Below are 25,018 nucleotides of genomic sequence, written 5' to 3'. Positions count from 1 at the left end.
AATGATTATGATACAGATTGGTGATGTTGTGGTTTCTTTCGATGTCTTGCGCGAGAAGTTCTTGTGTGACTTGGGTGCCTGTCAGGGGATTTGTTGCATTGAGGGCGATGCCGGTGCTCCCGTAGAGCTGGACGAGGTGGAGAAACTGGAAGAGGTGCTTCCGCTGATTTGGGACGAGCTTTCTCCCGAAGCCCGCACCGTGATAGAGGAGCAAGGTGTGGTCTATACCGATTGTGAAGGTGACCTGGTGACTTCTATTGTGAACAACAAGGATTGCGTCTTTACCTGCTATGATGATAAAGGCTGTTGCTATTGCGCCATCGAAAAGGCTTATCGTGAAGGTAGGACCAACTTCTACAAACCCATATCCTGTCATCTCTATCCGATAAGGGTGGGGAACTACGGACTCTATAAGGCAGTGAACTATCATCGTTGGGATGTCTGCAAAGCCGCTATGTTGTTGGGACAAAAGGAAAATCTGCCCGTGTACAAGTTCCTGAAAGAGCCGCTTATCCGTAAGTTTGGTGAGGACTGGTATGCAGAGTTGGAATTGGTAGTGGAAGAGATGAAGAAACAAGGAATCCTATAGTTCTTCTGTATGGAGACGGGTCTCTTCTTTGGAAGAGAAGAGGGATAAAGGAAAAGCCCCGGTCAGCAGGATTATCCTGCCCGTCCGGGGCTTCCTCGTTGTAAGATGTGAGGTTGGTTATTAAATTAATTAAGCGTCAATATTTGCATACGTTGCATTCTTTTCGATGAAATCGCGGCGCGGGCCCACGTCTTCACCCATCAGCATGGAGAAGATATAGTCGGCTTCAGCTGCATTTTCAAGATGCACCTGCTTCAGCATGCGGTTTTCCGGATTCATGGTGGTTTCCCACAACTGTTCCGGGTTCATTTCACCCAAACCTTTGTAGCGTTGGGTGTGTACTGCGTTTTCCGAACCGCCGCCGTAAGTGTCGATGAACTTCTGGCGCTGCTGGTCTGTCCAGCAATACTCTTTCGCCTTGCCTTTGGTGCAAAGGTAAAGGGGAGGAGTGGCGATGTACAAGCAACCCTGCTGGATAACTTGCGGGAAGTAGCGGAAGAAAAGCGTCATAATCAGCGTGTCGATGTGAGAACCATCGACGTCGGCATCGGTCATGATGATAATCTTCTTGTAGCGCAGCTTGTCAATGTTCGCTTCTTTGCTGTCTTCACCGTCCACGCCGAAACGGATGCCCAGCGCCTGGATGATATTGTTTACTTCGTCGCTCTCGAATGCCTTGTGCCACATGGCCTTTTCCACATTCAGAATCTTACCGCGAAGCGGCAGGATAGCTTGGAACGCACGGTTACGGCCTTGCTTTGCTGAACCGCCTGCCGAGTCACCCTCGACGAGGAACAATTCGCATTCTTCCGGGTCCTTGCTGGAGCAGTCGGCCAGTTTGCCCGGCATGCCGCCACCCGACATCGGCGATTTGCGTTGTACGGATTCGCGTGCCTTACGTGCGGCGATACGTGCCTGGGCGGCAAGAATCACCTTGTCTACAATCAGCTTGGCTTCCTTCGGGTGTTCCTCCAAGTAGTAGGTGAGGGCCTCGCCCACAGCCTGGTCTACGGCGCCCATCACTTCGTTGTTACCCAGCTTTGTCTTGGTCTGTCCTTCGAACTGAGGCTCTGCCACCTTGATGGAGATAACGGCAGTCAGTCCTTCGCGGAAGTCGTCGCCTGCAATCTCTACCTTGGCTTTCTCCAGCATCTTGTTGTCTTCGGCGTATTTTTTCAACGTACGGGTCAGTGCACGGCGGAAACCTGCCAAGTGGGTACCCCCTTCAATGGTATTGATGTTGTTTACGTAAGAGTGTACATTTTCGTTATAAGAAGTGTTGTACATGATGGCTACTTCCACCGGTGTGCCTTGCTTCTCGGTGTTGATGTAGATTACATCGTTCATGAAGTGTTCGCGTGAGGAGTCCACGTAGCGCACAAATTCCTTCAGGCCTTCTTCCGAGTAGAAGATTTCCTTCTTGGCATTTCCTTCTTCGTCCTTTACGCGAAGGTCGGTCAGTGAAATCTTGATGCCTGCGTTCAGATACGCCAGCTCGCGCATGCGGGTGGCAAGAATATCATAGTTGTAGACTGTCTCCGTAAAGATGGTACCGTCCGGCCAGAACTGTTGGCGTGTACCGGTAATGTCTGTTGTGCCCACTTCTTTGACGGAGTAGAGCGGATGTCCGCAGGAATATTCCTGCTGATAGATTTTTCCGTTACGGAAAACCTGGGTAGTCATGTGTGTAGACAAGGCATTTACGCAAGATACACCTACACCATGCAGACCTCCCGATACCTTATAGGAACCTTTGTCGAACTTTCCTCCGGCATGCAGTACGGTCATTACAACTTCCAGCGCGGATTTCTTTTCCTTTTCGTGATAGTCTACCGGGATACCACGTCCGTTGTCTTGTACGGTGATGGAGTTGTCCTCGTTAATGGTGACTTCGATGTGGTCGCAATAGCCGGCAAGTGCCTCATCGATGGAGTTGTCCACAACCTCGTACACCAGATGGTGAAGTCCTTTGCTGCTAATGTCGCCAATATACATCGCGGGACGCTTTCTCACTGCTTCCAAACCTTCCAGTACCTGGATGTTTTCGGCAGAATAGCTCCCGTTATTGGAGTGAATCTGTTCTTCAGTCATAATCTTTTTTCCTTATTGTAATAACAGAGCAAATATAGTGAAAATCCTCGGGATATGGTGCTAAACAAACGGATAAATTCGGGTAGTTTACAGCTTTTTAGCACAGAAAAGAAACTTGTGTGGAAGCAGGTAAATAGAGAGGTATAAATGAGAAAGGCCGGACTAAAAAAGTCCAGCCTTGTAATATCTTTTGTGTAACAGTCAACTTAAGCCAGCTTGTTGATATAGATAGCCAACTTTGATTTCAAGTTGTTAGCCTTGTTCTTGTGGATTACATTAGTCTTAGCCAATTTATCCAACAGTTTTGTGATACCCGGATACATTGCTGTTGCTGCAGCTTTGTCTGTAGTAGCACGAAGCTTACGAACAGCGTTTCTCATGGTCTTGCCATAATATCTGTTGTGAAGTCTTCTTGTTTCTTCTTGTCTGATTCTCTTCAGTGATGATTTATGATTTGCCATCTCGACTAATCTTTTTTTAATTCGTTTATTTTTTTATTTTGTAGCCCGTGGGGGAATCGAACCCCCCTTTCAAGAATGAAAATCTTGCGTCCTAACCGATAGACGAACGGGCCATCCTTTGGTGAGCGTTTCCGCTCTTGCAAAGAGTCTTTATTTCTCGTTTGCGGATGCAAAGGTAGAAACTATTTTTGAATTACCAAAACATTCGCAAGAAAAAAATATAGCTTTTTGTTGTCTTTTGTCTTAGAATGGAGCGTTATCTATTGAAAATCAGTGTAATATATGCTTTTATTTTTTTACACTCCTTACCTTGTTTTTTTATTCTTCTCCTTTTGTTTCTCTTCTTTCGGGCTTTTTTTGTAGCTTTGTTATCAGATTGAAACCAGATAAAGAAATCGGGAATGTTACAGAAAACACAGGGAATTGTACTGCATACCTTGAAATATAAGGATACATCTCTCATTGCAGACATCTATACAGAGGTGGCTGGCAGGGCTTCCTTCATGGTGTCCATACCCCGTTCGCGCAAGGCGGCGGTGAAGCCGGTACTCTTCCAGCCGCTGGCATTGGTGGAACTTGAAGCCGATTTCCGTCCTAATGCCACTATATATAAGGTGAAGGAGGCGAAGTCTCTTTATCCTTTTGCCACGCTTCCCTACGATCCCTACAAATCCGCCATCGCTTTGTTTCTTTCGGAATTCCTTTATCGCGCCGTCCGGGAGGAGGCGGAGAACCGTCCGCTGTTTGCTTATCTGTATCATTCCGTCATCTGGCTGGATGAATGCAGGGAGGGGTTTGCCAATTTCCATCTGGTCTTCCTGATGCGCCTTTCCCGTTTTCTCGGTTTGTATCCCAACCTGGAGGATTATCATGCCGGAGATTACTTCGATTTGCAGAATGCTTGTTTCACTCCCTTGCGTCCGCAGCTTCATTCCAATTACATCGCTCCCGAGGAGGCGGCCCGCCTGACACAGCTGATGCGCATGAATTATGAAACGATGCATCTTTTCACCATGAGTCGGTTGGAGCGTACCCGCTGCCTGAACATTATGAATGAATATTATCGTCTGCACCTGCCGGATTTCCCGGTGCTGAAGTCTCTTGAAGTCTTGAAAGAATTGTTTGATTGAGGAGCGCCAATCTTGCTTGTCGGATGAAACAATAGCTCCTGATTGCGCGAGATGGGCATCTTATGCTGCATGAGATGTATATCTCATACAACACGAGATGCCCATCTCATGCAATTGAATCCGAATATTCCTTATCTCCTTCGCTATACTTTATCCCAGCAGTTCCTTTACTTTGGCTGAGATGGCGCGGCCTTCGGCAAGTCCGGCAAGTTTCTTGCTGGCTACACCCATCACTTTGCCCATGTCCTTGCCGCTGGTGGCACCGACCTCGGCTATGATTTCCTTCAAGGCTGCTTCCAGTTCTTCGGCGCTCATTTGCTTGGGCAGATAGGTTTCAAGCACCTTTACTTGTGCCAGCTCATCGTCTGCCAAGTCCTGGCGACCTTGCTGTACATAGATTTCAGCGGCGTCTTTGCCTTGCTTGGTCAGTTTTTGGATAATCTTCAAAGCATCTGCATCGCTCAGGGTATCGTTGGCTCCGGGAGCGGTTTTGGCTTCAAGGAATACTTTCTTTACGTTTCTCAATGTTTCGAGAGCCACTTTGTCTTTGGCTTTCATGGCTGTTTTAATGTCTTCGCTGACTTTTTCAAATAAATCCATATTGTTATAGGTTTACTCCTGTTCTCCTGAAGGGGAGGAGGATGGTTTTACATATCGGGAACGGAAAAATCAGAAGGTGATGACTCCCCCTGCACCGCCTTCTGCTTCTTGCGCGGCTTCGGTGGCGAGCTGCCCTTCCTGCTCTGCCTTCATCTTGATGCTGTTCAGCGTGCTTTTGTCACGCAGATAGGTCGGAGAATTCTCTACCATGCTGATGATGTCGGCGTTGTCCATGTCTTCGGGATTGAAGAGATAGATATGGCGACGGCGGCTGCGCTGGGAACGGGCGTTGGCATCCTTGCCGTAGTACACTTCGCGGCGGTTGCGTCTCTGTTCCTCTTCCTCCTCCAGCTCGGCAAGGCGTTGCTGTTCTTCGGCGGTGCGCTGGGTGATGCGGTCGTCCATCTCCTTCATGTGGATGTCCTGGATACCGAAACCGGTGGCAAGCAGGGTGATTTTCACTTTCTGTTCCAGTTTGTCGTCGATGGCCATACCGAATTTGGTCTCGAAGTCGCGGCTGAAACGGTTCATGAATTCCTTTACCTCGTCCATTTCGCTCATCATCAGCTTGTATTGTGAGCTGTAAGAGATGTTGAGGAGTACCTTCTTGGAATTGAAAATGTCGTTGTTGTTCAGCAACGGCGAGTGCTGCGCATTCTTGATGGCTTCGCTGACACGGTTGTCACCTTCGCCGTAGCCGGTACTCATGATGGCTACGCCGCCGTCCTTCAGCACTGTTTTCACGTCGTTGAAGTCGAGGTTCACCTTTCCATGCAGGGTGATGATTTCGGCAATACTCTTGGCGGCTACCGAAAGGGTGTCGTCGGCCTTGTCGAACGCGTCGTCCACGGACAACTCGCTGTATATCTCGCTCAGCTTTTCATTGTTGATGACCAGCAGGGCATCTACGTGCTTGCTGATTTCCTCTACGCCATCCAGTGCCTGGTCTATCTTCTTGTCGCCCTCCCAGCGGAAAGGGATGGTGACGATGCCGATGGTCAGGATATCCATTTCCTTGGCGGTCTGTGCAATGATGGGTGCGGCACCCGTACCGGTACCACCGCCCATTCCGGCAGTGATGAATACCATCTTGGTGCCGTCGTTCAGCATATTCTTGATGTCTTCGATACTCTCTTCTGCTGCCTTGCGGGCACGGGCGGGGCGGTTTCCGGCTCCCAGGCCTTCTTTTCCAAGCTGTAACTTCACGGGCACGGGAGAGTCCTTCAACGCTTGGTTGTCTGTGTTACACAGTACGAACGTCACGTCGTGTATACCTTCCCGGTACATATGGTTCACGGCATTGCCGCCACCTCCGCCTACACCGATTACTTTAATGATTTTCGGTGAATCCGTCGGGAAATCGAATTGTACTATATCTTCCATAATAACTTAATTTTCTGGCACATTATCACATTATTACTTCATATCGTCGTCCGAGAAGATTTCGTTGGAAATCTTGTTGAAAGTCTTTTCGAACCAGCTGGGGCCTTCTTTCTTTTTCTTCTTTTTCTCTTCCTTTTCGCGCAGCTCCCTTTCTTTTCGCTCACGCTCCTTGCGTTCTTTCTCTTCCCTCTCGCGCTGTGCCTTGGCGGCGCGTGCGGCAGCTTCCTGCTCTTTCAGCGCTTCGTCGTCAACGAATATGTCGACCGGTTTGGGAGGAACATTGGAGGCAGGCTGCTGCACCGGTTTCACCTCTTGCAGGCAGCAATTCTCGTTGCCGGCAGCCAGCAGGCCCAGCAGTGTGTTGTGCATGCCGTCCTTTTTGGGCTCTTCGCTGCGTGTGTGGACGGTGGTCTGTACGAACTTGGCGGTCTTTACCTTTTCAATCTTGCTCACTCTATGGAAGGCTTTCTCAAGATTCTTCAGATTGGCTCCTCCACCGGTAAATACTACACCGGAGAAAAGTTTGTCCTCGTAGCCGGAAAGCTGTAACTGGTTCCATACGTTGGCAAGGATTTCTTCTGCACGGGCTCCGATAATATTGTTCAGCAGGGCCAGTTCGAAGGTACGGCCGTCTTCCGACGTGCATACGGCAGGGGTCTCGGCGTCTTCTTCCTCCTCGTAGAGGGCATCACCGTATTGCAGTTTCAGCTTCTCGGCATCTTCCTCTTCCATTTGCAGGGAAGTGATGTCGTGGGTAATGTTGTTTCCACCCAGCGGCAGTACGCTGAGGTAGCGCAGGATATTGTTCTTATAGACCAGCACGGTGGTGGTGTCGGCACCGAAGTCCACCAGTGCGCAGCCCGAACGCATCTCGTTTTCAGTCAGCACGGCTTTGGCCAACGCAGTGGGGGCTACGAGCAGGTCGTCGGCAATTTCCACTTTGGCTTGCTCGAAGCTGTGTTCGAGGTTCTTTTTCAGCGAGGCGCGCGCCACGATGTTGAGGAACTGTCCGGTGATGTATTTTCCGGCAACTCCTACGGGCTCCACGTGCAACGTGTTGTCTATCTTGTATTCTTGTGGGGCTACATCCAGCACACTCATGTCTACTAGGGGTACATCACGGTTCTCGTCGCAAATCTCGTCTACCAGTTCTTGCGAAATGATGCTCTCTTCCTCCAGCGTACGGCTTACCGCATTCCTCACCGTGCGCAATGATTGTCCGCCGATGCCTACATATACTTTGGCGATGGAGTTGTTCAGCTGGCCTTCTAGCTTGTTGATGATGGAAGTCAGCGCTTGTGCGGTCTTGTCAATGTTGTAGATGGCCCCTTTGTGTATAAACGAGGATGCATCTTCGCATGCATAAGCCAACACCTGGATACTTCCGTCACTGTTCTTCTTCCCTGCGATACCGGAAATCTTGGAAGAACTCAACTCGATAGCGGCGATGAAATCTGTTGTTGCCATATCTATTTATTTACTATTTTACAATTTACAATTTACTGCGCTTTGATAAGGGATAAATCTCTTTACTCCCTCTTCGTGCAGATAATCTGATTATCGAATTCAACGTTAATGCGGGAGTATTTGTTCCAGCCCACCTGGTTCAAACCTCTTTCGTAGAATGCTTTTACACGTTTCAGTTTCTTTTCAAAACCGGCCATCTTACCCAAATAGATGAGATGGTCGCCGACACGTGGCACTAATTCTATATTTTTGCCAGGCAGTACATGAATCTGTTCAATCTGTGCATTCCAAAAAGAATTCTTCTGCAAAAATACACCAAACTTATATAAATCCCTCATGGCAAACGACTTTTCTACATTTCCGGTCACTACGGCAAGGTGTGCAACGCATTTTGCATCGGGGGGCATTACAGTACCCTTGTTGTCCAGATAGTAGTTTTCGCCATTGGCGCTCATCACGCGCAGGATGGGGATTCGCTGGGTCACTTCGATGCAGAGCTTGCCGCTCGGGGTCTTGTAGCACTCCACCTGGTCGATGAGGGGATGCTTGGCAAGTTCGCGCTCCAAGGTCTTGGTGCGCACGCGTTTCAGGTCTTTCCCAATGGGGCTGATGCCTTTCTTCTCCAGCAGGGTAGCTACTTCCTTCTTCGTGATGAAGCCGGCATATACCGTGTCTTTTATCACCAGCTCCACGTCATGGCACACCTGGGTGGCCGGTTTGCGGTTGAGGGCAGTGACAGCCACCACCAGATAGACAATGACAAGCAACAGGACGATAGAAAGTAGAATCCTTTTAACCATGATACTTCTCTGATAATAGTTGGGTGATTTGGGGAGCATAGTTGTCCAGGTCGCCGGCTCCCAGCACTACCACTACTTCGGTATGCTTCTGGGCGAGGAGGCTGAGGACGTCTTCTTTCCTACAGATACATTTCTCGATGCCGGGGCGGAGGTTGTCATAAATCAGCTGACTCGTCACGCCGGGAATTGGTTGCTCGCGGGCAGGGTATATCTCTGTCAGAATCACCTCATCGGATAGGGAAAGGCTGTTTGCAAAATCCTGGTAGAAGTCGCGGGTACGGGTGTACAAGTGAGGCTGGAAGATGACGGTTACCTTCTTGTCTTGGTACAGTTCACGGACGGACTTCAGACTTTGGGCTATTTCCGCCGGATGGTGGGCGTAATCGCTGAGGAATACAATTCGGTCATTCTTCAGCTTGAAGTCGAAACGGCGGTCCACTCCGCGGAAGCTTGCCATGCCTTGCTTGATTTCCTCGTCGGTGGCACCGCTGAGATGGGCGAGTGCCATGGCGGCAACGCCGTTCTCGATGTTGATGCTGACGGGAACACCTAGCTGGATATCATTGATGCGGGTGTCCGGTGCTACGAAATCGATGAAAATTTCACCGTTTCCGATACGGATGTTCTCGGCATGGAAGTCACCTTCATGGCGCGAGTAGGTATAGGTGGCTACCCCTGGCTGTACGTCGGGCTGCATCTCCAGTCCTTTGTGCAGAATCAGGGCGCCGCCTGGTTGTATAAGCGCGGTGTAGTGGCGGAAGCTTTCGAGATAGGCTTCTTTGGTGCCGTATATATCCAGGTGGTCGGGGTCGGTGGCAGTAATGACACTCATCCAGGGTGACAGCCAGTGGAAGGAACGGTCGAACTCATCTGCTTCGATAACGGTATAAGGACTGGTGGCGGAAAGCAGCAGATTCGTACCGTAGTTCTTCGAAATACCTCCGAGGAAGGCGGTGCAGCCCACGTGTGACTGGTGCAGCAGGTGGGCAGCCATGGTGCTGGTGGTAGTCTTGCCATGCGTACCTGCCACGCACAAACCTTTGCTGCTGCGGGTGATGATGCCCAATACTTGGGAGCGCTTATATATGTCGAAACCGTTTTCACGGAAATAGGTCAGTTCTGCATGCTCTTGCGGCACGGCGGGGGTATAGACCACGAGCGTGCTTGCCTTGTCTTTGCACACCTCCGGAATAAGGTTGATATTCTCTTCGTAGTGTATCTGTACTCCTTCCGTAATCAGGCGTTCTGTCAGTTCGCTCGACGTACGGTCGTAGCCCGCTACTTTCTTTCCTTTAGAGAGGAAATAACGTATCAGCGCACTCATGCCGATACCGCCGGCACCAATGAAGTAAACGGATTTAATTGTTTCTATATTCATATCTTTCATTAAGATGCTCTCCTAATTTATTTCTTAATTAACTTCAATACCTCCTTCGCAATAATTGTTGCCGAGTCCGGCAACGCCAGCTTGGAGATATTCTTGCTTAAGTCTTGCAGCTTCTCGGAGTTGGCGATTGTCTCCAACGCCACCGGTAGCAGCTTCTCTTTCGCTTCCACATCCTTCACATAGATAGCTGCACCCTTATCCACCAGCGCCAGCGCATTCTTGGTTTGGTGGTCCTCTGCCACATTGGGTGAGGGAACCAGGATGACTGGCTTGTGCAGCAGGCAGAACTCGGAGATGGAACCGGCTCCTGCACGTGAAATCACCAGGTCGGCAGCCGCGTATGCATTTGCCATATCCTTAATGAAGTCCGTCACGTACAGATTGGGGATGGCACTAATGCGCGGGTTGCGTACGGCTTCTCCCGTTGTATTTGTAATAGCTTCTCTGACTTGGTCAATGTATATCTTCCCCGTTTGCCAGATGAATTGCACTTCGGGATTGGCGCGAATGACATCCAGTCCGGCACTCAATGTCTGATTGATGGTGCGGGCTCCGAGACTGCCGCCCAATATCAGTATTGTTTTCTTCTCCGGGTTCAGTCCGAAGTATTTCACGGCATCTTCGCGGCAGATGGAGTGGTGGAGCAGATTCTGGCGCACCGGATTACCGGTCATGATTATCTTTTCTGCCGGGAAGAATTTTTCCATACCTTCGTAAGCCACACAAATCTTGCATGCCTTCTGTGCCAGCAGCTTGTTAGTGACACCGGCGTAGGAATTCTGTTCTTGTATCAGTGTGGGAATACCCATCATTCCCGCCATTTTCAGCGTAGGACCACTGGCATAGCCACCTACACCGACAGCTACTTGCGGGCGGAACTCCTTGATGATGCTCCGTGCTTTCCACTGGCTCCGTATCAGTTTCAGCAATACGGAGACGTTCTTCCACAGATGTTTACGGTCAAATCCGGCAACGGGTAAACCTATAATCCGGTAACCAGCATCGGGAACACGCTGCATCTCCATTCTTCCTTCGGCACCTACGAAGAGAATCTCTGCGTCGGGACACAACTCTTTTATGGCGTTGGCAATGGAGATAGCCGGAAAGATATGTCCTCCGGTACCACCGCCGCTGATGATAAGCCTCACTCCCTTCCCCGTAGAGAGAGGGGTAGAGTTACTTTGACTTGTATAGTTGTTTGCCTCTTTACTCATATTCTTGTTCTTCTTTATTTTTGTATTATTGGCATACTCGCCATTACTCAATCACTCTTTTCTCCCCTCCCTATAGGGGAGGGGGTGGGGGAGAGGCTGTTATTCAAACTCCGCATCACTGTTCAGTACCTTTGCTGTCGGTTCGGCGGCTGTTTGTGCCTCGCTGTCGATCGGTTGTTTCAGGTTTTCTGCATTTCCGGTATCCACCAGCATAGTCACTTGTGCATCATGCATCCGTTGTTCCTCCAGTTTGGCTGTATAGCGGCTGACGCTCAGTATCATGCCGATGTAGGCACAGTTGATGAAAGTGGATGTACCACCCTTGCTGATGAGCGGAAGCGGTTGTCCCGTGACGGGTGCCAGACCTACGGCAACCATCATGTTGAACAACGCCTGCGTGACGAGTAGCAAGGCTATTCCGGTAATGAGGAAAGCGGGGAAGGTGCGGTCGCATTTTTTGGCGATACGGCCCACTCGCACCAATAGGCAGACATAAAGGAACACAACGACTATCCCGCCTACCAGTCCCAGTTCCTCAATGATGATGGCATAGATAAAATCGGAGAATGCCTGGCTCAGAAAGTCACGTTGTACGGAGTTTCCCGGGCCCTTGCCTACAACGTTACTCGTAGCTACGGCAATACGGGCATGTGCCACTTGCCCGTCGCCGTCGATGTCGAATTTGGCAGCAGGAACTTCTTCCTTGTTGGTAAAGTCTGCAATACGGGATTTTACAGTGGTAAAACGGTGTCCCATCGGTATATTTTCCAATGTCTTGTCTGGCGTGGCCAGCAGGAAGGCAACAAAGACTGTAACGAATGCCACAATCCCTCCTCCCAGTATCAGTAGGTTCCTGGCAGATACCCGCCCGATGAACATCATTAGGTAGACCGTTCCGAAGAGCAACATTCCCGTTGAGTAGTTTTCCGGCAGGATAAGGCCACAGACTATGCAGGTAATAATCATGATGCGCTTAAAGGCTTTCGGACTTGCACCGTCTTCGTCCTGCCCTTTCGAGAGGATAAAGGCTGTAACGATGACGACGGCCATCTTCGCTATTTCCGACGGCTGGAACTGAATGCCCATGAAGGTCATCCAGCGGGCTGCGCCGTTTACGCGGTCACCGGTAATGAATCCCATCAGCATCACAAAAGCCAGCAGTCCGATGGATATCGGAAGCAAGAATACCGGGAACACCTGGAACCATTTATAGGGGATGTTGTGTACCAGTACTACAATGACGGCACCTACCATCAGGAGAATGCTGTGCTGCGTAATCGGTCCCCAGTGGTCGCCACTCTTGTAGGTCAGCGTACTGGCAGCACTGAATACCTCTGTGATGGAGATGAGGCAAAGGAAAAGGAAAATAATCCAAATCACTTTGTCGCCTTTGAATATGCTCTTTAATAAATCCAATGCTTCGCAAATTAAAAATTAATAATTAAAGAATTACAAGTTGACAGTCTCATGCGGCACTTGTCTTTTATAGTGCTCTGACACATGCTTTGAACTGTTCGCCGCGGTCTTCATAACTCTTGAAGAGGTCGAAGGAGGCACAGCAAGGGCTGAGCAACACGGTTTCACCTTTCTTTGCCAGTTTGAAGGCTGCTTCTACGGCATTCTTCATGCCGGTCTGAACATCAGCTACGGGCAATCCTAAGCGGTCGAAGAAGTCGTGCAGCTTTTCGTTGTGTAATCCCAAATATACCAGGGCAGAGCACTTTTCGCGTACAAGGTCTTCGATTTCCGTATAATCATTTCCTTTGTCCTTACCGCCGAGGATAAGTACGGTTTTGCCGGTCATGCTTTGCAGGGCATACCAGCAGGAGTTTACGTTCGTTGCCTTGGAATCATTGATGAAGCTTACGCCGCGTACGGTGGCTACTTTCTCCAATCGGTGCTCCACTCCCTTGAAGTCGGACAAAGCCTTGCGGATATATTCTTTTCGGATACCGGCCAAGTTGGCCGAGATACCAGCGGCTAATGAATTGTATAAGTTGTGTGTGCCGTGCAGCGCCAGCTCCTCTTGCTCCATATTGAAGGCTATCGGTTCGTTGATTTCCACTTCACCGTCTTCCACGTATGCGATGGCTCCGTCTTCCTTTACGGCAGCGAACGGGTAAAGATGGGCGCGCAGGCCATGCTTGTCCAGTTCGCGCTTGATGATGGGGTCGTCGTTCCAGAAGATAAAAGCGTCTTCCGGTGTCTGGTTTTGGGTGATGCGGAATTTGGCGTCCACATATTTCTGCATACAGTGGTCGTAACGGTCCAAGTGGTCCGGAGTGATGTTCATCAGTACGGCAATGTTGGCACGGAAGTTATACATATTGTCCAGTTGGAAGGAACTCAGCTCAATGACGTAGTAATCATGCTGCTCCGTGGCTACCTGCAAGGCCAGGCTGTTGCCGATGTTGCCGGCGAGGCCGACGTTCAGTCCTGCACTCTTGAAGATGTGATAAATGAGCGAGGTGGTTGTAGTTTTTCCATTTGAGCCGGTGATACAGACCATCTTTGCGTCAGTGTACCGTCCCGCAAACTCTATCTCAGAGATGATGGGCGTACCTTTTTCCTTTAATTTCACAATGAGCGGAGCGTCGTTGGGGATACCGGGGCTTTTCACCACTTCGTCAGCATTCAGAATCAGCTCTTCTGTGTGGTGTCCCTCTTCCCAGGCAATGCCGTATTTATCCAGCAGTTCCTTGTATTTGTCTTTAATAGCAGACATGTCGGAGACGAACGTGTCGAAACCTTTCACTTTGGCCAGTACAGCAGCGCCTGCGCCGCTTTCGCCAGCTCCTAATACTACAATTCTACTCATAATATTTATATACTAATATGTCAATGTGGAAACTATGCTAATGCATCCCACATTATCTAATCTTTAATGTTATAATTGTTATCGCTGCCAGTACAATCGTCACAATCCAGAAGCGGATGGTGATTTTGGATTCGTGGAACAGCTTGTCCGGTTTGGTGAATACCACGCTGCATCCCGGTTCTATCAGGCTCATGGAAGTGCGGAAGTGGTCGTGTATCGGCGTTCTTTTGAAGAGACGTTGTTTCACGCCTTTCCGCTTGCCTGTCTTGTAGTAGAGGCGTTGCAGGATGACCGAGAGGTTCTCCACCAGGAAGATACCGCAAAGGATGGGTATCAGCAGTTCCTTGTGAATAATGATGGCGTATACTGCGATGATTCCTCCAATGGTCAGACTGCCCGTATCGCCCATGAATACTTGGGCCGGATAGGCATTGTACCATAAGAAGCCGATAAGTGCACCGATGAAGGCACAGATAAAGATTACCAGTTCTTCCGAGCCGGGAATGTACATGATATTCAGGTAGCCGGCATATTCAATGTGGCTCGACACGTAGGCGAGTATTCCCAAGGTCAGTCCGATAATGGCGGAGTTCCCTGCCGCCATTCCGTCCATTCCGTCATTCAGGTTGGCTCCGTTGCTGACGGCGGTAACTACGAAAATAGTGATAATCACGAACAATATCCAACCTGCTGTTTGGGCATGTTCACCCATAAAGCTTACTAAGTCGGAATAGTCGAAGTTGTTGCTTTTGAAGAACGGGATGGTGGTCTGCGTTGCCTTGATTTCCTTGGCTGCATGTACTACTTCTATTTGTCCCCCTGGCTTCTCTATTTCTATGTTCTCGCGGATAACCACCTGCGGGCTGAGGTAGAGAGTCAATCCGACGATAAGTCCTAAACCTACTTGACCGATGATTTTGAACTTACCGTGCAGGCCTTCCTTGTCCTTTTTGAATATCTTGATGTAGTCGTCGGCAAATCCTAGCGACCCTAACCAGATTGTGGTAATCAGCATCAATATCATATAAATATTGTCTAACTTGCCCAGTAGCAAGCAAGGAATGAGTGTGGCAAAAATAATGATGACACCGCCCATGCTGGGTACTCCCACTTTGTTCACACCGAATGGATCGATACTGGCATCACGTTGCGTTTCGGTAATTTGCTTGCGCTTCAGTAGATTGATGAACTTGTCTCCCCAGATGCTCGAAATGAGCAATGCCAGAATGATTGCCATCAACGAACGGAAGGATGTATAGCCGAACATGCCCGCACCGGGGAAGTCATATTTGTCTAACCATTGAAATAAGTAGTATAACATAATGTTAATTATTTAATTATTTCATTTAATATCTCTTTGTCGTCAAAATGGTGTTTCACGCCTTTAATCTCCTGATAATTCTCATGCCCTTTGCCTGCAACGAGAATCACGTCTCCCGGCTGTGCCAGCATGCAGGCTGTCTTGATGGCTTCGCGGCGGTCGGTGATGCTGATGGTTTTCTGCATGTCGTCTTTATCCAGCCCCGCCAGCATGTCGTTGATGATGTCCTGCGGCTCTTCAAAGCGCGGGTTATCGGAGGTAATGATGACCCGGTCGCTCAAGCGGGCGGATTCTTTGGCCATGATGGGACGCTTGCCTTTGTCGCGGTTGCCGCCGGCACCTACAACGGTAATCACTTTTCCTTTTCCTTCCAGCACTCCGTGAATGGCGTTCAATACATTGACCAGGGCGTCTGGAGTATGCGCATAGTCCACAATGGCAGTGTAGCCTTTCGGTGAACGGATGGCATCGAAGCGGCCGGTTACCGGACGCAGCGTACTGAGGGCAACCAGTACATCTTCTTCTTTCTTGCCCAGCAATACGGCAGTACCGAATACCGCCAGCAGGTTGTAGGCATTGAATTTTCCGATGAAACGTACTGCCAGCTCGTGGTTGTTGAAGTCAAGTAACATTCCCTCGAAATGAGATTCCAAGACTTTGCCTTTGAAGTCGCTAAGACTGCGCAAAGAGTAGGTGTATACTTTCGAACGGGTATTCTGTGTCATCACGAGTCCGTTCTTGTCATCCAGGTTGGTCAGGCTGAAAGCTCCTTTCGGCAGTTCGTCGAAGAACTTTTTCTTGGCCTTGAGATAGTTCTCCACCGTTTTATGATAATCCAGATGGTCGCGGGTCAGATTAGTGAAAATACCGCCGGCAAACTTCAGACCGCTGATGCGCTTCTGGGCAATGGAATGGGAACTGACTTCCATGAAGGCATACTTGCAGCCGGAGTCCGCCATCTCTCCAAGTAGGCGGTTCAAGGTTATTGGGTCCGGGGTGGTATGTTCGGTCGGTACGGGCTGGTCGTCGATGTAATTACATACAGTGGAAACCAGTCCGACCTTGTAGCCGAAGTAGCGGAAAGTATTATATAATAAGGTAGCAACGGTTGTTTTTCCGTTGGTTCCGGTCACGCCGATGAGTTCCATCTTGGATGTAGGGTCACCATAGAAAGTGGTGGCCACTTTCCCTACGGCATCTTCACTGTCTTTCACCAGAATGTAGGTGGTGCCGGTCTTGAGCTCTTCCGGCAATTCTTCACACAATACTGCGACAGCCCCTTTGTCGATAGCAGCTGGGATATAGGCATGCCCGTCGGTCTGCGTACCACGCATGGCCATGAACAGATGTCCGGTTTCTATCAGGCGGGAGTCTATATTCACTCCCGTTATCTCCATGTTTGTACTTCCGGCAATCCGGACCGGCTGTATTGTTGCCAACAAATCACTTAATTTCATACCTTATTATATAATGTATATCCAAATCTTGTTTATTCTCATGTTAACGTAGTGTCAGGGCTATGGTTTGTCCTTTCACTATCCGACTGCCGCTTGCTATGGACTGGTTCCTCACCCGTCCTACGCCGTTTAGCCTTACTTTCAGTCCTTTGCTCTCTAAAAGGTAGACTGCATCTTTCGCTCCCATACCGACCACGCTGGGCACGGTGCCCGAGGCCAGTTCCTGGTCTTGCAGGATGACTGCCGACGGGGCAGCTTGTGTATGTCCCCACTGCTCCTTTTTCTTTTGTTCGGAGAACTGTTTCTGGACGGGAACTTTCAGATCGTTCAATACAAGGAGCGCCTCATTCATCTCTCCGGCTTTCACGGGAGGAATCACATTGGTGGTACTGTCTATGGCACTGCGTATGTCAAAACGCAGGTCTTTGGCATAAACTCTTTCCGCTATTTTCCCAAAGACACTACCTGCCATCAGACCGCCTGAAGCTGGTAACCCAGGCTTCTGAATGGAAACGATGCAACTGTATTTAGGTGCTTCCGAGGGGAAATATCCGCAGAAACTTACAAGGTAGTTCACCCGTCCCGACTTATATCCGGCTGCTCCTTGAGAAATCTGTGCCGTACCCGTCTTGCCCGATACGGAGAACTGCTTGCTGCCGGCGGGTTTTGCCAGACCTTGCGATACCACTTTCCGAAGGATTTCGCGGATCTGTGTCAGGGTATGGTCGGAACATATCTTGGGATTGATTACTTCCGTAGGATATTCTTTCACTACCTCACCATCCTTTACCGCTGCTTTCACAAACTTGGGGCGTACCATGACCCCATTGTTGGCTATGGCATTGTAGAAGGTCAGTATGTTCATAGGAGGTACCTGGGTCTCGTAGCCGATACTCATCCACGGTAAAGTCGTTTTGGCAAAATAACGCTCTTTAGGTCCTTTGATGTTGGGCTTTCCTTCACCAGGAATTTGCAGATGAAGCGGCTGGTCGATGCTCATGCGCTTCAAACCGTCCACGAACTTCTGCGGATTATCCTTGTAGTGCTTGTCGATGAGGTAGGAGACGCCCACATTGGAAGAAACTTCCAGAATACGTGTCACATCTATCTTTCCATAGCCTCCCCGGTGCCAGTTGTGGTCTCTCATCTTGCTGCCGTACATATTCATAATACCGTTGCCCGTGTCTACCTCGGTATCCGGGGTTATCTTGCCGTCTTCCAGTGCCACCATAATGGAGGCTGTCTTGAAGGTGGAGCCCGGTTCCAACATATCGCTGATGGCATTACTGTTCATTTCGTAGTAATTGCCGTCTCCGGCTTTCATCATGTTGACAATGGCCTTTACTTCTCCGGTAGCCACTTCCATCAGTACGGCTACCCCGACATTGGCATTGATTTCCTTCAACTTGTCCACCAGGGCTTTTTCGCAGATGTCCTGCATGCCTACGTCGAGGGTGGATATGATGTCACAACCGTCTACCGGGGGAAGGTCTACGATATTCAGGTATTTGTTCATCACCTTCTGACGGTGGGTAATACCGTTCCGTCCTTTCAGCAGGGTGTCGAAGGCCAACTCAATGCCGTTGCGGGCTCCCATGGCTGTATCGGCATAAAGACGGCCCAGGGTTTGGGCTGCCAAAGAACCGAACGGCTTTTTACGCTGGTTGTATATCTGTTCGTGGAAACCGCCTCGGTATTTGTTCATCTTGAATACGGGTAACCGCTTGGCTTCCTTATACTGAATGTAAGAGATGCGCCGGTTGCGGTTGGGAAGAATGTTGTAGTTCCGGCTCTTCATCTCCCGCCCCTTGCGCAGATGGCTTTTGAAGGTGGCGGCACTGATGTCCGGAAAAATCTGATGAAGCCCGATACAGATGGAATCGAAATTGGCTTTCCAGATAGAATCCTTGCGCTGCTGGTCCTTTTTGCGGCGCTTCTCGTCCCTTTCGCCGGACATGAAGTCCATATATATTTTATATTCCGGCAGCGAACTTGCCATCAGTTTACCATCCGAGGACAGGATATTTCCCCGGTTGGGCTTCACCGTTACATTCTCTTTGACGAAGCGGTCGGCTACATCGTGCCAGTACTGTCGCTCGGCAAACATAATCATGGCGCCTTTCACAACAATAGCTATCCCCACCAGCCCCATGAGTAGGACGACGAAGAAGTAACGGGTCATTATGTTTTTTTTATTTACAGCCAATGTTATTTACGATTTAACGATTTACGATGTGCTATTGAAATTACTTTAATCCTCAATTCTCCATTATTTTAGTAAGTACGGTGGATTAGTGGAAGTCTGCAAATCACTTTCTTTGGTGGCGATGTATTCTTCGATGCGCGATTGGCGGCTCCGTTCCATTAATTCCGAACTGCGTGTCAAGGCATCGTACTTGATGTCTATCAACTCTTTTTTAAGGTTGTCTATCTCTATCAGTTGCAGTTGGCATTCGTAACGGTTGTTGATGTAAATAATGATAAGCACCATGATAAGGAACAACAATCCGGCTTGACGGCGGAAGAAGTCTGTGGCCAGAATGTCGCCTCCTATGATGTTTTTCAGTGAGGTGCGTTTTTTCACCTTCTCCGTATTCTTTTCTTCTTGTTTCTTTTCCATTGCTAGTCACTAATCATTCGTTACTCTTTCTGCAATTCTCAGCTTGGCGCTGCGCGAACGCGGATTGCGCTCTATCTCTTCCTCGTCCGGTACAATTACTTTGTTGTTGACCAGCCGGAACGGGGTCAATACGTTCCCGAAGAAATCTTTTTCGGCCTTGCCTTCCACGTTGCCGGTTTTCATGATATTCTTCACCATACGGTCTTCCAGGGAGTGATAGGTTATCACCACCAGACGGCCTCCCGGCTTTAGCGCTTCTGTTGCTGCATACAGCATTTCTTTCAGTGCCTCCATTTCCTGGTTTACCTCAATGCGCAATGCCTGGAATACCTTTGCTAGTTCTTTCTTCTCACGTTCGCGGCCGAAGAGTGGCTTGACGATTTCCAAAAATTCGCCGATGGTGGCAATTCTCTGCGTAGCCCGTGCTTTAACAATGACAGATGCCAGTTTCCGGCTGTTCTTCAGCTCGCCGTACAGATAAAAAATATCGGCCAGCTTTTCTTCTTCGTAGGTATTCACGATGTCGGCAGCTGTCAGGCCGGCACGTTTGTTCATACGCATATCCAGTGCTCCGTCGAAGCGGAAGGAAAATCCCCGTTCGCTGTCATCAAAGTGATGGGAAGATACGCCGAGGTCGGCAAGTATGGCATCCACTTTTTCGATGCCGTGATAGCGTAGGAAGTTGTGCAGGTAGCGGAAGTTGCTGCGTACGAATGTAAAATGCGGGTTGTTCACAATGTTGCGTTCCGCATCTTCGTCCTGGTCGAAGCTCAGCAGCCGGCCGCCGTCTTCCAGGCGGGACAGTATCTCGCGCGAATGTCCTCCTCCACCAAACGTTACGTCTACATACGTGCCGTCCGGACGGATGCTCATCGCATCTACGCTCGGCATCAGCAATACGGGGATATGATATGTTGTTTCTTCTTTCATCATCTGTTGTTTATAGCTTATTTTCGTCACAGCAAATATTTTCGTCTCCCAGCAGCTCTTCAAGAGCCTCACTGAACTCGTCAGGGTTCATGAATGGTTGTTCGGCACGTTCCTTGGCCCAGATTTCTATTGTGTTGTCCACGCCAATGAAGCGGACATCACTTTGTATACCCACCATTTGCAGGTAACGCTTTGGGAGCAGGATGCGTCCGTTCCCGTCAGGGATCATGATTTCCGCGTCACTTACGAACTGGCGGAAAATCATTTGCTGTTTAGCGTTCCATTTATTCAGCCGGCAGCGAAGTTGGTTTTGGGTGGCAAACCATACACTTTCCGGGTAGAGCACCAGGCAATCCTGATATACGTCCTTGCGCAACACGAGCTTTTCTTCGGAAGCGGCCTGCAGCTGTTTCCGGAAGGTGGCCGGGATGAAAACTCTTCCTTTTGCATCTGCCTTCGCCTCGATATTACCTAAGAATTGTATCATTTCTCACCTTATTATAATAAGCGACGGTAAAAATACACATTTCTCCACAATTCCCCACAATCTTTTAACTAAAATCTTAGGAAGAAGTTTTCAACACCTTGTTGATAGCTTATTCATTTGATAATGAAGCTACTTTTGAAGCACTTTGCTGGTGGGGAATTTGTGTAGTCTCTTTTGAAAAGATTCAGTTAGAGATGGCGGGTCTTTGGTTTGAAAGTCGCTTGTTGGTGGAATGGTGTCTTGGGCGGGAAACTTCTTTCCCAGCCTTGCGGATATCTAAACCAAGCCTTGGTTTTTCTATCTCAAGGCTTGGTTTGGAAAAACCAAAGTTTGGGATAAAGCTCTTTCTTAACTCTTCCTTGTTTTAGTATTAACTTCTTAACTCTTTTTTGTTAATTTACCATCTTTTTTTGTGAACGTTACCGTTTGCCGGGAGATGATGGGGAGGAGTGATAATATTTCCCTAGGGTGGTTGATTATTATATTCATCCACAGAATCCGGTGGATAAATCTTTTTTTTACTGTATGCTGTTCAGCGAGTCAAGTTTGTCTTCATTGACCAGCTGTACGTAGTGCCATACCTGCGTACTTGACGTGCTTGCTCATGGCCGGCTGTACGACAAAAACAGCAGGAGCTTCCATTGCCATTGTTACAAATGTGCAGGCTGTAATGGTTGTCTGTTTCTTCATGTTGTTTATTAATCACTCGGTTTTTCTTTAGGTATCTTGGTTTGTATTCTATGATTGTCTGAAAATAAGTATATTTCGTTTTTATCCGGCCAATAAATAAACAATTCTTTGCTTGCCGTATTCTCTTATCTGAAATCCTTCAAGTCATGCTGCAGCTTCTGGCGGGTAAAAAAGATACGGCTCTTTACTGTTCCAAGTGGGAGGTTCAGCTTTTCTGCGATTTCACGGTACTTGAAACCGGAAATGTGCATGGAGAAAGGTATCTTGTACTCACGTGGCAGGGCATTGACAATGCGGTGCATTTCCTTCAGGTCGTAAGCACTTTCTGTGCTGTCGAGTGTGAGGTCATGCGGTGTATTCAGATGATAGAGATTGTCTGTGGTATCTGCAAACGTCTGGTCACGTACCACTTTACGGTAATTGTTGATGAAAATATTACGCATGATGGTATATATCCATCCTTTAAAGTTGGTATCAGGTGTATACTTCTCTTCATTGTCCAGAGCTTTTAATGATGTCTCTTGAAGCAGATCGTTGGCTTCTTCGCGGTTGGAGGTTAATTTATATGCAAAGCGTAATAAGTCGTTTTGAACTCCGAGTAGGTCTTGGGTAAATGTTCTATTATTCATAATGGATGTTTTTTTAATTATTGTTCGTTTTATTGATGATGCAAAGTTATGGATGATTCTTTTTTTTGATAGACGGAAATCAAACTCTCTTTGGGGGGAAATCTAATAATTGGCAGTTTTCAGGTGGTTTTGGTTAGCTTTCAGTGCTTCGGATAGCTGGAAAGGTGGAATGTAACCAGAGGTTACTACCTGATTTTTGTAAATAATATTATCGCAAAGCGTAACGGCTTGAATATGTTCGTGCAGAAATATAAAGGCGAGGCCATGAAAGGTAGACATGGGATTGTCCCGGCCTACCTTTCTCTCTTTTGATACAACTAAAATTTGTACTCTTCTTAATTTATGGAAATCACTGGTTTTATATGCTGGGTTCTTAAACAAAATCCTTCAAGTCTTGTTGTAATCTTTGGCGGGTGAAGTAAATGCGGCTCTTTACCGTGCCTAAGGGTAACCCCAGCTTCTCTGCAATTTCGCGGTACTTGAAGCCGGAGACATGCATGGAGAAGGGAATCTTGTACTCCCGTGGCAGGGCGTTGACAATGCGGTGCATCTCTTTCAAATCATATGCTCTTTCTGTGCTCTCAAAAGCGGTGTCATGCGGCAGGTTCAGGTGATAGAGATTATCCGTGGTGTCCGCAAAAGTCTGGTCACGCACCACTTTGCGGTAATTGTTGATGAAGATATTACGCATGATGGTATATATCCATCCTTTGAAATTGGTATCGGGAGTATACTTCTCTTCGTTATCCAGAGCTTTCAGGGATGTTTCCTGCAGGAGGTCGTTGGCTTCTTCACGGTCGGAAGTAAGTTTGTATGCAAAACGCAATAAATCGTCTTGAACTCCGAGCAGGTCTTTTTTAAATGTTATATTGTTCATATGTGCTATGTTTTTTCGTTAATCATGATATTGCAAGTTTACGGAAGTTTTCTTTTTCAGGCAGACGGATTTCAAACACACTTTAGGGGGAAAACTGTCAATTGATAGTTTTTAGGTGTTATTTGATAGATTTCGGGTGTAGTTTTCTGTCCTTTTTTTGCGATTAATTAAAAAGATGAGTTAATTTTGCACATTCATTTCATCAAAAGAAGAATGGCTGACGACTCTTTATTTTTGATTGACATAGACAAGATACTTCGGGAAAAGGCTCCGAAGAAGTCTAAGTATATCCCCAAGTTCGTAGTTTCTTATTTGAAGCATATCGTTCATCAAGAGGAATTGAATGTCTTTTTGCGGGAGTCGAAAGATAAAGTCGGTGTGGATTTTCTGAAAGCTTGTCTGGAGTTCCTTGATGCCAATATTGTGGTAAAGGGGGAGGAGAATCTGCCTAAAGAAGGGCTTTATACTTTTGTATCCAACCATCCCCTGGGTGGGCAGGACGGAGTGGCGTTGGGTTATGTCTTGGGCTCCTTTTATGGCGGCAAGGTGAAATATATGGTCAACGACCTGCTGATGAACCTGCACGGACTGGCACCGCTCTGCATCCCCATCAACAAGACGGGAAAGCAGGCCAAAGACTTCCCGAGAATGGTGGAGGCGGGATTTGCTTCGGACAATCAGCTCATCATGTTTCCCGCAGGTCTTTGTTCACGTAGGCAGAATGGGGTCATCCGTGACTTGGATTGGAAAAAGACCTTTATCGTGAAGAGTGTCGAAGCCCACCGTGATGTAGTTCCCATCCACTTCGAAGGGCGGAACTCCAATTTCTTTTATAATCTTGCCAATCTTTGTAAGATATTGGGTGTCAAGTTCAATATCGCCATGCTTTACCTGGCAGATGAAATGCTGAAGAATCGCCATAAAACATTTACTATCACCATAGGGAAGCCTATCCCCTGGCAAACTTTCGATAAATCGAAAAGCCCGGCTGGATGGGCGCAATATGTGAAGGATATTGTATATAAATTGTAGAGAGACCGTATTTATATAAAAGAAGAACTACTAACAGAGAAATATGGAAGATGTAATTGCACCGATAAGCAAGGAGCTGTTGAAAGCGGAGTTGACTGAGGAGAAGCGCCTGCGCATGACCAATAGAAGTCATAACCAGATATATATCATTACTGCCCAAGACTCTCCGAATACCATGAAGGAGATCGGCCGTTTGCGCGAGATTGCGTTCCGCGCTGCGGGAGGAGGAACGGGCAAGTCTATGGATATTGACGAATATGACATCATGGACAATCCGTACAAGCAGTTGATTGTCTGGAATCCGGAAGCTGAAGAAATTTTGGGTGGATACCGTTATATCTTAGGTACGGATGTGCGTTTTGATGAACATGGTGCCCCTATTCTGGCAACTGCCCATATGTTTAACTTTTCGGATAAATTTTTGAAGGACTATCTTCCTACGACCATTGAGTTGGGACGTTCGTTCGTTACGTTGGAGTATCAGTCTACGCGTGCAGACAGTAAAGGTCTGTTTGCGTTGGATAATCTGTGGGATGGTTTGGGCGCACTGACCGTAGTCATGCCCAATGTGAAGTATTTCTTCGGAAAGGTGACTATGTATCCCAGCTATCATCGTCAGAGTCGTGATAAGATTCTTTATTTTCTTCGGAAACACTTTGCGGATAAGGACAACCTGATTACTCCGATGAAGCCGTTACTTCTGGAATCGGACGAGAGTGAATTGGCAGCTCTCTTCTGTAAAGACTCTTTTAAAGAAGACTATAAGATTTTGAATTGTGAAATCCGTAAGGCGGGGTATAATATTCCCCCTCTGGTGAATGCCTATATGAGTCTCAGCCCTACCATGCGTATGTTTGGTACAGCCATCAATTACGGTTTCGGAGATGTGGAGGAAACGGGTATCCTGATTGCCGTGGACGAGATTTTGGCAGAAAAGCGCATTCGCCACATCGAGTCATTCATAGCGAGCGCACCGGAGGCATGCAAGCTTACGTCGGGAGCAAATAAGGTTGTATCATAGGACTATCCGGAAGA

General features: G+C 48.2%; 24 protein-coding genes and 1 tRNA gene. 5 read left to right on the top strand and 20 right to left on the bottom strand.

All coding sequences use genetic code 11. The annotated features are described in order from the left end of the window. Nucleotides 1-7 precede the first annotated feature (7 nt). On the top strand, nt 8-589 hold the full coding sequence (locus tag JXR92_RS02595) for a DUF3109 family protein (RefSeq protein WP_008662683.1): 582 nt from the start codon (nt 8-10) through the stop codon (nt 587-589). A gap of 129 nt (nt 590-718) precedes the next feature. Here JXR92_RS02595 and gyrB read toward each other — a convergent pair whose 3' ends face one another. The 3 genes from gyrB to JXR92_RS02580 all read right to left on the bottom strand — a co-directional run bounded on the left by gyrB (nt 719) and on the right by JXR92_RS02580 (nt 3,254). Further along, nucleotides 719-2,680, bottom strand: a complete 1,962-nt coding sequence (gyrB, locus tag JXR92_RS02590; protein WP_008662686.1) for a DNA topoisomerase (ATP-hydrolyzing) subunit B — start codon at nt 2,678-2,680, stop codon at nt 719-721. A 206-nt stretch (nt 2,681-2,886) separates the two neighbouring features. Continuing rightward, nucleotides 2,887-3,141 (bottom strand): 30S ribosomal protein S20, encoded by a 255-nt coding sequence (gene rpsT / locus JXR92_RS02585; protein WP_005830420.1) that lies wholly within the window; start codon nt 3,139-3,141, stop codon nt 2,887-2,889. 41 nt (nt 3,142-3,182) lie between these two features. Then, nucleotides 3,183-3,254, bottom strand: a tRNA-Glu gene (locus JXR92_RS02580). 288 nt (nt 3,255-3,542) lie between these two features. Between JXR92_RS02580 and recO the strand changes: the two genes are divergently transcribed. Further along, complete coding sequence (recO, locus tag JXR92_RS02575; RefSeq protein ID WP_138344667.1) at nt 3,543-4,271, top strand: DNA repair protein RecO; 729 nt, start codon at nt 3,543-3,545, stop codon at nt 4,269-4,271. A gap of 150 nt (nt 4,272-4,421) precedes the next feature. On the opposite strand, the gene JXR92_RS02570 is transcribed toward recO, so the two are convergent. The 14 genes from JXR92_RS02570 to mraZ all read right to left on the bottom strand — a co-directional run bounded on the left by JXR92_RS02570 (nt 4,422) and on the right by mraZ (nt 20,755). Continuing rightward, a complete protein-coding gene (locus JXR92_RS02570; protein WP_005830410.1) occupies nt 4,422-4,871 on the bottom strand; it encodes a GatB/YqeY domain-containing protein in 450 nt (149 codons plus the stop codon). Nucleotides 4,872-4,940: 69 nt separating this feature from the next. Beyond that, nucleotides 4,941-6,254, bottom strand: a complete 1,314-nt coding sequence (gene ftsZ / locus JXR92_RS02565; protein ID WP_117600200.1) for a cell division protein FtsZ — start codon at nt 6,252-6,254, stop codon at nt 4,941-4,943. Nucleotides 6,255-6,287: 33 nt separating this feature from the next. Further along, nucleotides 6,288-7,721: a cell division protein FtsA gene (ftsA, locus tag JXR92_RS02560; RefSeq protein WP_138344666.1), complete on the bottom strand. Its 1,434-nt coding sequence runs from the start codon at nt 7,719-7,721 to the stop codon at nt 6,288-6,290. A 62-nt stretch (nt 7,722-7,783) separates the two neighbouring features. After that, entirely contained in the window at nt 7,784-8,521 is a 738-nt protein-coding gene (locus tag JXR92_RS02555; RefSeq protein ID WP_138344665.1) for a cell division protein FtsQ/DivIB, read from the bottom strand. Next, nucleotides 8,514-9,899 carry a UDP-N-acetylmuramate--L-alanine ligase gene (murC, locus tag JXR92_RS02550; RefSeq protein WP_138344664.1) on the bottom strand — a complete coding sequence of 462 codons (1,386 nt, stop codon included), beginning with the start codon at nt 9,897-9,899 and terminating at the stop codon, nt 8,514-8,516. Before murC ends, JXR92_RS02555 begins: the two co-directional genes overlap by 8 nt. 26 nt (nt 9,900-9,925) lie before the next feature. Next, entirely contained in the window at nt 9,926-11,122 is a 1,197-nt protein-coding gene (gene murG, locus JXR92_RS02545) for an undecaprenyldiphospho-muramoylpentapeptide beta-N-acetylglucosaminyltransferase (protein WP_117600285.1), read from the bottom strand. A gap of 99 nt (nt 11,123-11,221) precedes the next feature. Further along, on the bottom strand, nt 11,222-12,538 hold the full coding sequence (locus tag JXR92_RS02540; protein ID WP_117600203.1) for an FtsW/RodA/SpoVE family cell cycle protein: 1,317 nt from the start codon (nt 12,536-12,538) through the stop codon (nt 11,222-11,224). Between the two features lie 67 nt (nt 12,539-12,605). Then, nucleotides 12,606-13,940: a UDP-N-acetylmuramoyl-L-alanine--D-glutamate ligase gene (murD, locus tag JXR92_RS02535; protein WP_117600204.1), complete on the bottom strand. Its 1,335-nt coding sequence runs from the start codon at nt 13,938-13,940 to the stop codon at nt 12,606-12,608. A 52-nt stretch (nt 13,941-13,992) separates the two neighbouring features. After that, entirely contained in the window at nt 13,993-15,261 is a 1,269-nt protein-coding gene (gene mraY / locus JXR92_RS02530; protein WP_117600205.1) for a phospho-N-acetylmuramoyl-pentapeptide-transferase, read from the bottom strand. An 8-nt stretch (nt 15,262-15,269) separates the two neighbouring features. Beyond that, the gene (locus JXR92_RS02525) at nt 15,270-16,718 is read right to left on the bottom strand and encodes a UDP-N-acetylmuramoyl-L-alanyl-D-glutamate--2,6-diaminopimelate ligase (RefSeq protein ID WP_117600206.1); all 1,449 of its coding nucleotides are present in this window, start codon (nt 16,716-16,718) and stop codon (nt 15,270-15,272) included. A 43-nt stretch (nt 16,719-16,761) separates the two neighbouring features. After that, nucleotides 16,762-18,900, bottom strand: a complete 2,139-nt coding sequence (locus JXR92_RS02520; RefSeq protein WP_117600207.1) for a penicillin-binding protein — start codon at nt 18,898-18,900, stop codon at nt 16,762-16,764. A gap of 87 nt (nt 18,901-18,987) precedes the next feature. Further along, complete coding sequence (locus tag JXR92_RS02515; protein ID WP_005830386.1) at nt 18,988-19,338, bottom strand: FtsL-like putative cell division protein; 351 nt, start codon at nt 19,336-19,338, stop codon at nt 18,988-18,990. A gap of 9 nt (nt 19,339-19,347) precedes the next feature. Further along, nucleotides 19,348-20,268, bottom strand: coding sequence for a 16S rRNA (cytosine(1402)-N(4))-methyltransferase RsmH (gene rsmH / locus JXR92_RS02510; protein ID WP_117600286.1), 921 nt, complete (start codon nt 20,266-20,268; stop codon nt 19,348-19,350). A 10-nt stretch (nt 20,269-20,278) separates the two neighbouring features. After that, nucleotides 20,279-20,755, bottom strand: coding sequence for a division/cell wall cluster transcriptional repressor MraZ (gene mraZ, locus JXR92_RS02505; RefSeq protein ID WP_117600208.1), 477 nt, complete (start codon nt 20,753-20,755; stop codon nt 20,279-20,281). 98 nt (nt 20,756-20,853) lie between these two features. On the opposite strand from mraZ, the gene JXR92_RS02500 reads away from it, so the two are divergent. Further along, complete coding sequence (locus JXR92_RS02500; protein WP_226791248.1) at nt 20,854-21,123, top strand: hypothetical protein; 270 nt, start codon at nt 20,854-20,856, stop codon at nt 21,121-21,123. Nucleotides 21,124-21,307: 184 nt separating this feature from the next. Here JXR92_RS02500 and JXR92_RS02495 read toward each other — a convergent pair whose 3' ends face one another. The 3 genes from JXR92_RS02495 to JXR92_RS02485 form a co-directional block, all read right to left on the bottom strand. After that, on the bottom strand, nt 21,308-21,445 hold the full coding sequence (locus tag JXR92_RS02495) for a hypothetical protein (RefSeq protein ID WP_158562784.1): 138 nt from the start codon (nt 21,443-21,445) through the stop codon (nt 21,308-21,310). Nucleotides 21,446-21,570: 125 nt separating this feature from the next. Further along, nucleotides 21,571-22,074, bottom strand: coding sequence for an RNA polymerase sigma factor (locus JXR92_RS02490; RefSeq protein ID WP_117600209.1), 504 nt, complete (start codon nt 22,072-22,074; stop codon nt 21,571-21,573). 373 nt (nt 22,075-22,447) lie between these two features. Next, on the bottom strand, nt 22,448-22,951 hold the full coding sequence (locus JXR92_RS02485) for an RNA polymerase sigma factor (protein WP_117600211.1): 504 nt from the start codon (nt 22,949-22,951) through the stop codon (nt 22,448-22,450). A gap of 213 nt (nt 22,952-23,164) precedes the next feature. Here JXR92_RS02485 and JXR92_RS02480 point away from each other — a divergent pair, with 213 nt between their 5' ends. Beyond that, complete coding sequence (locus JXR92_RS02480) at nt 23,165-23,983, top strand: 1-acyl-sn-glycerol-3-phosphate acyltransferase (RefSeq protein WP_117600212.1); 819 nt, start codon at nt 23,165-23,167, stop codon at nt 23,981-23,983. 43 nt (nt 23,984-24,026) lie between these two features. Continuing rightward, nucleotides 24,027-25,004 carry a GNAT family N-acetyltransferase gene (locus JXR92_RS02475; protein WP_117600213.1) on the top strand — a complete coding sequence of 326 codons (978 nt, stop codon included), beginning with the start codon at nt 24,027-24,029 and terminating at the stop codon, nt 25,002-25,004. The last annotated feature ends 14 nt before the right edge of the window (nt 25,005-25,018 follow it).

The sequence above is a fragment of the Bacteroides parvus genome (assembly GCF_017309675.2).
GTDB lineage: Bacteria > Bacteroidota > Bacteroidia > Bacteroidales > Bacteroidaceae > Bacteroides > Bacteroides uniformis.
This window is presented reverse-complemented; position numbering and strand designations above follow the sequence as displayed.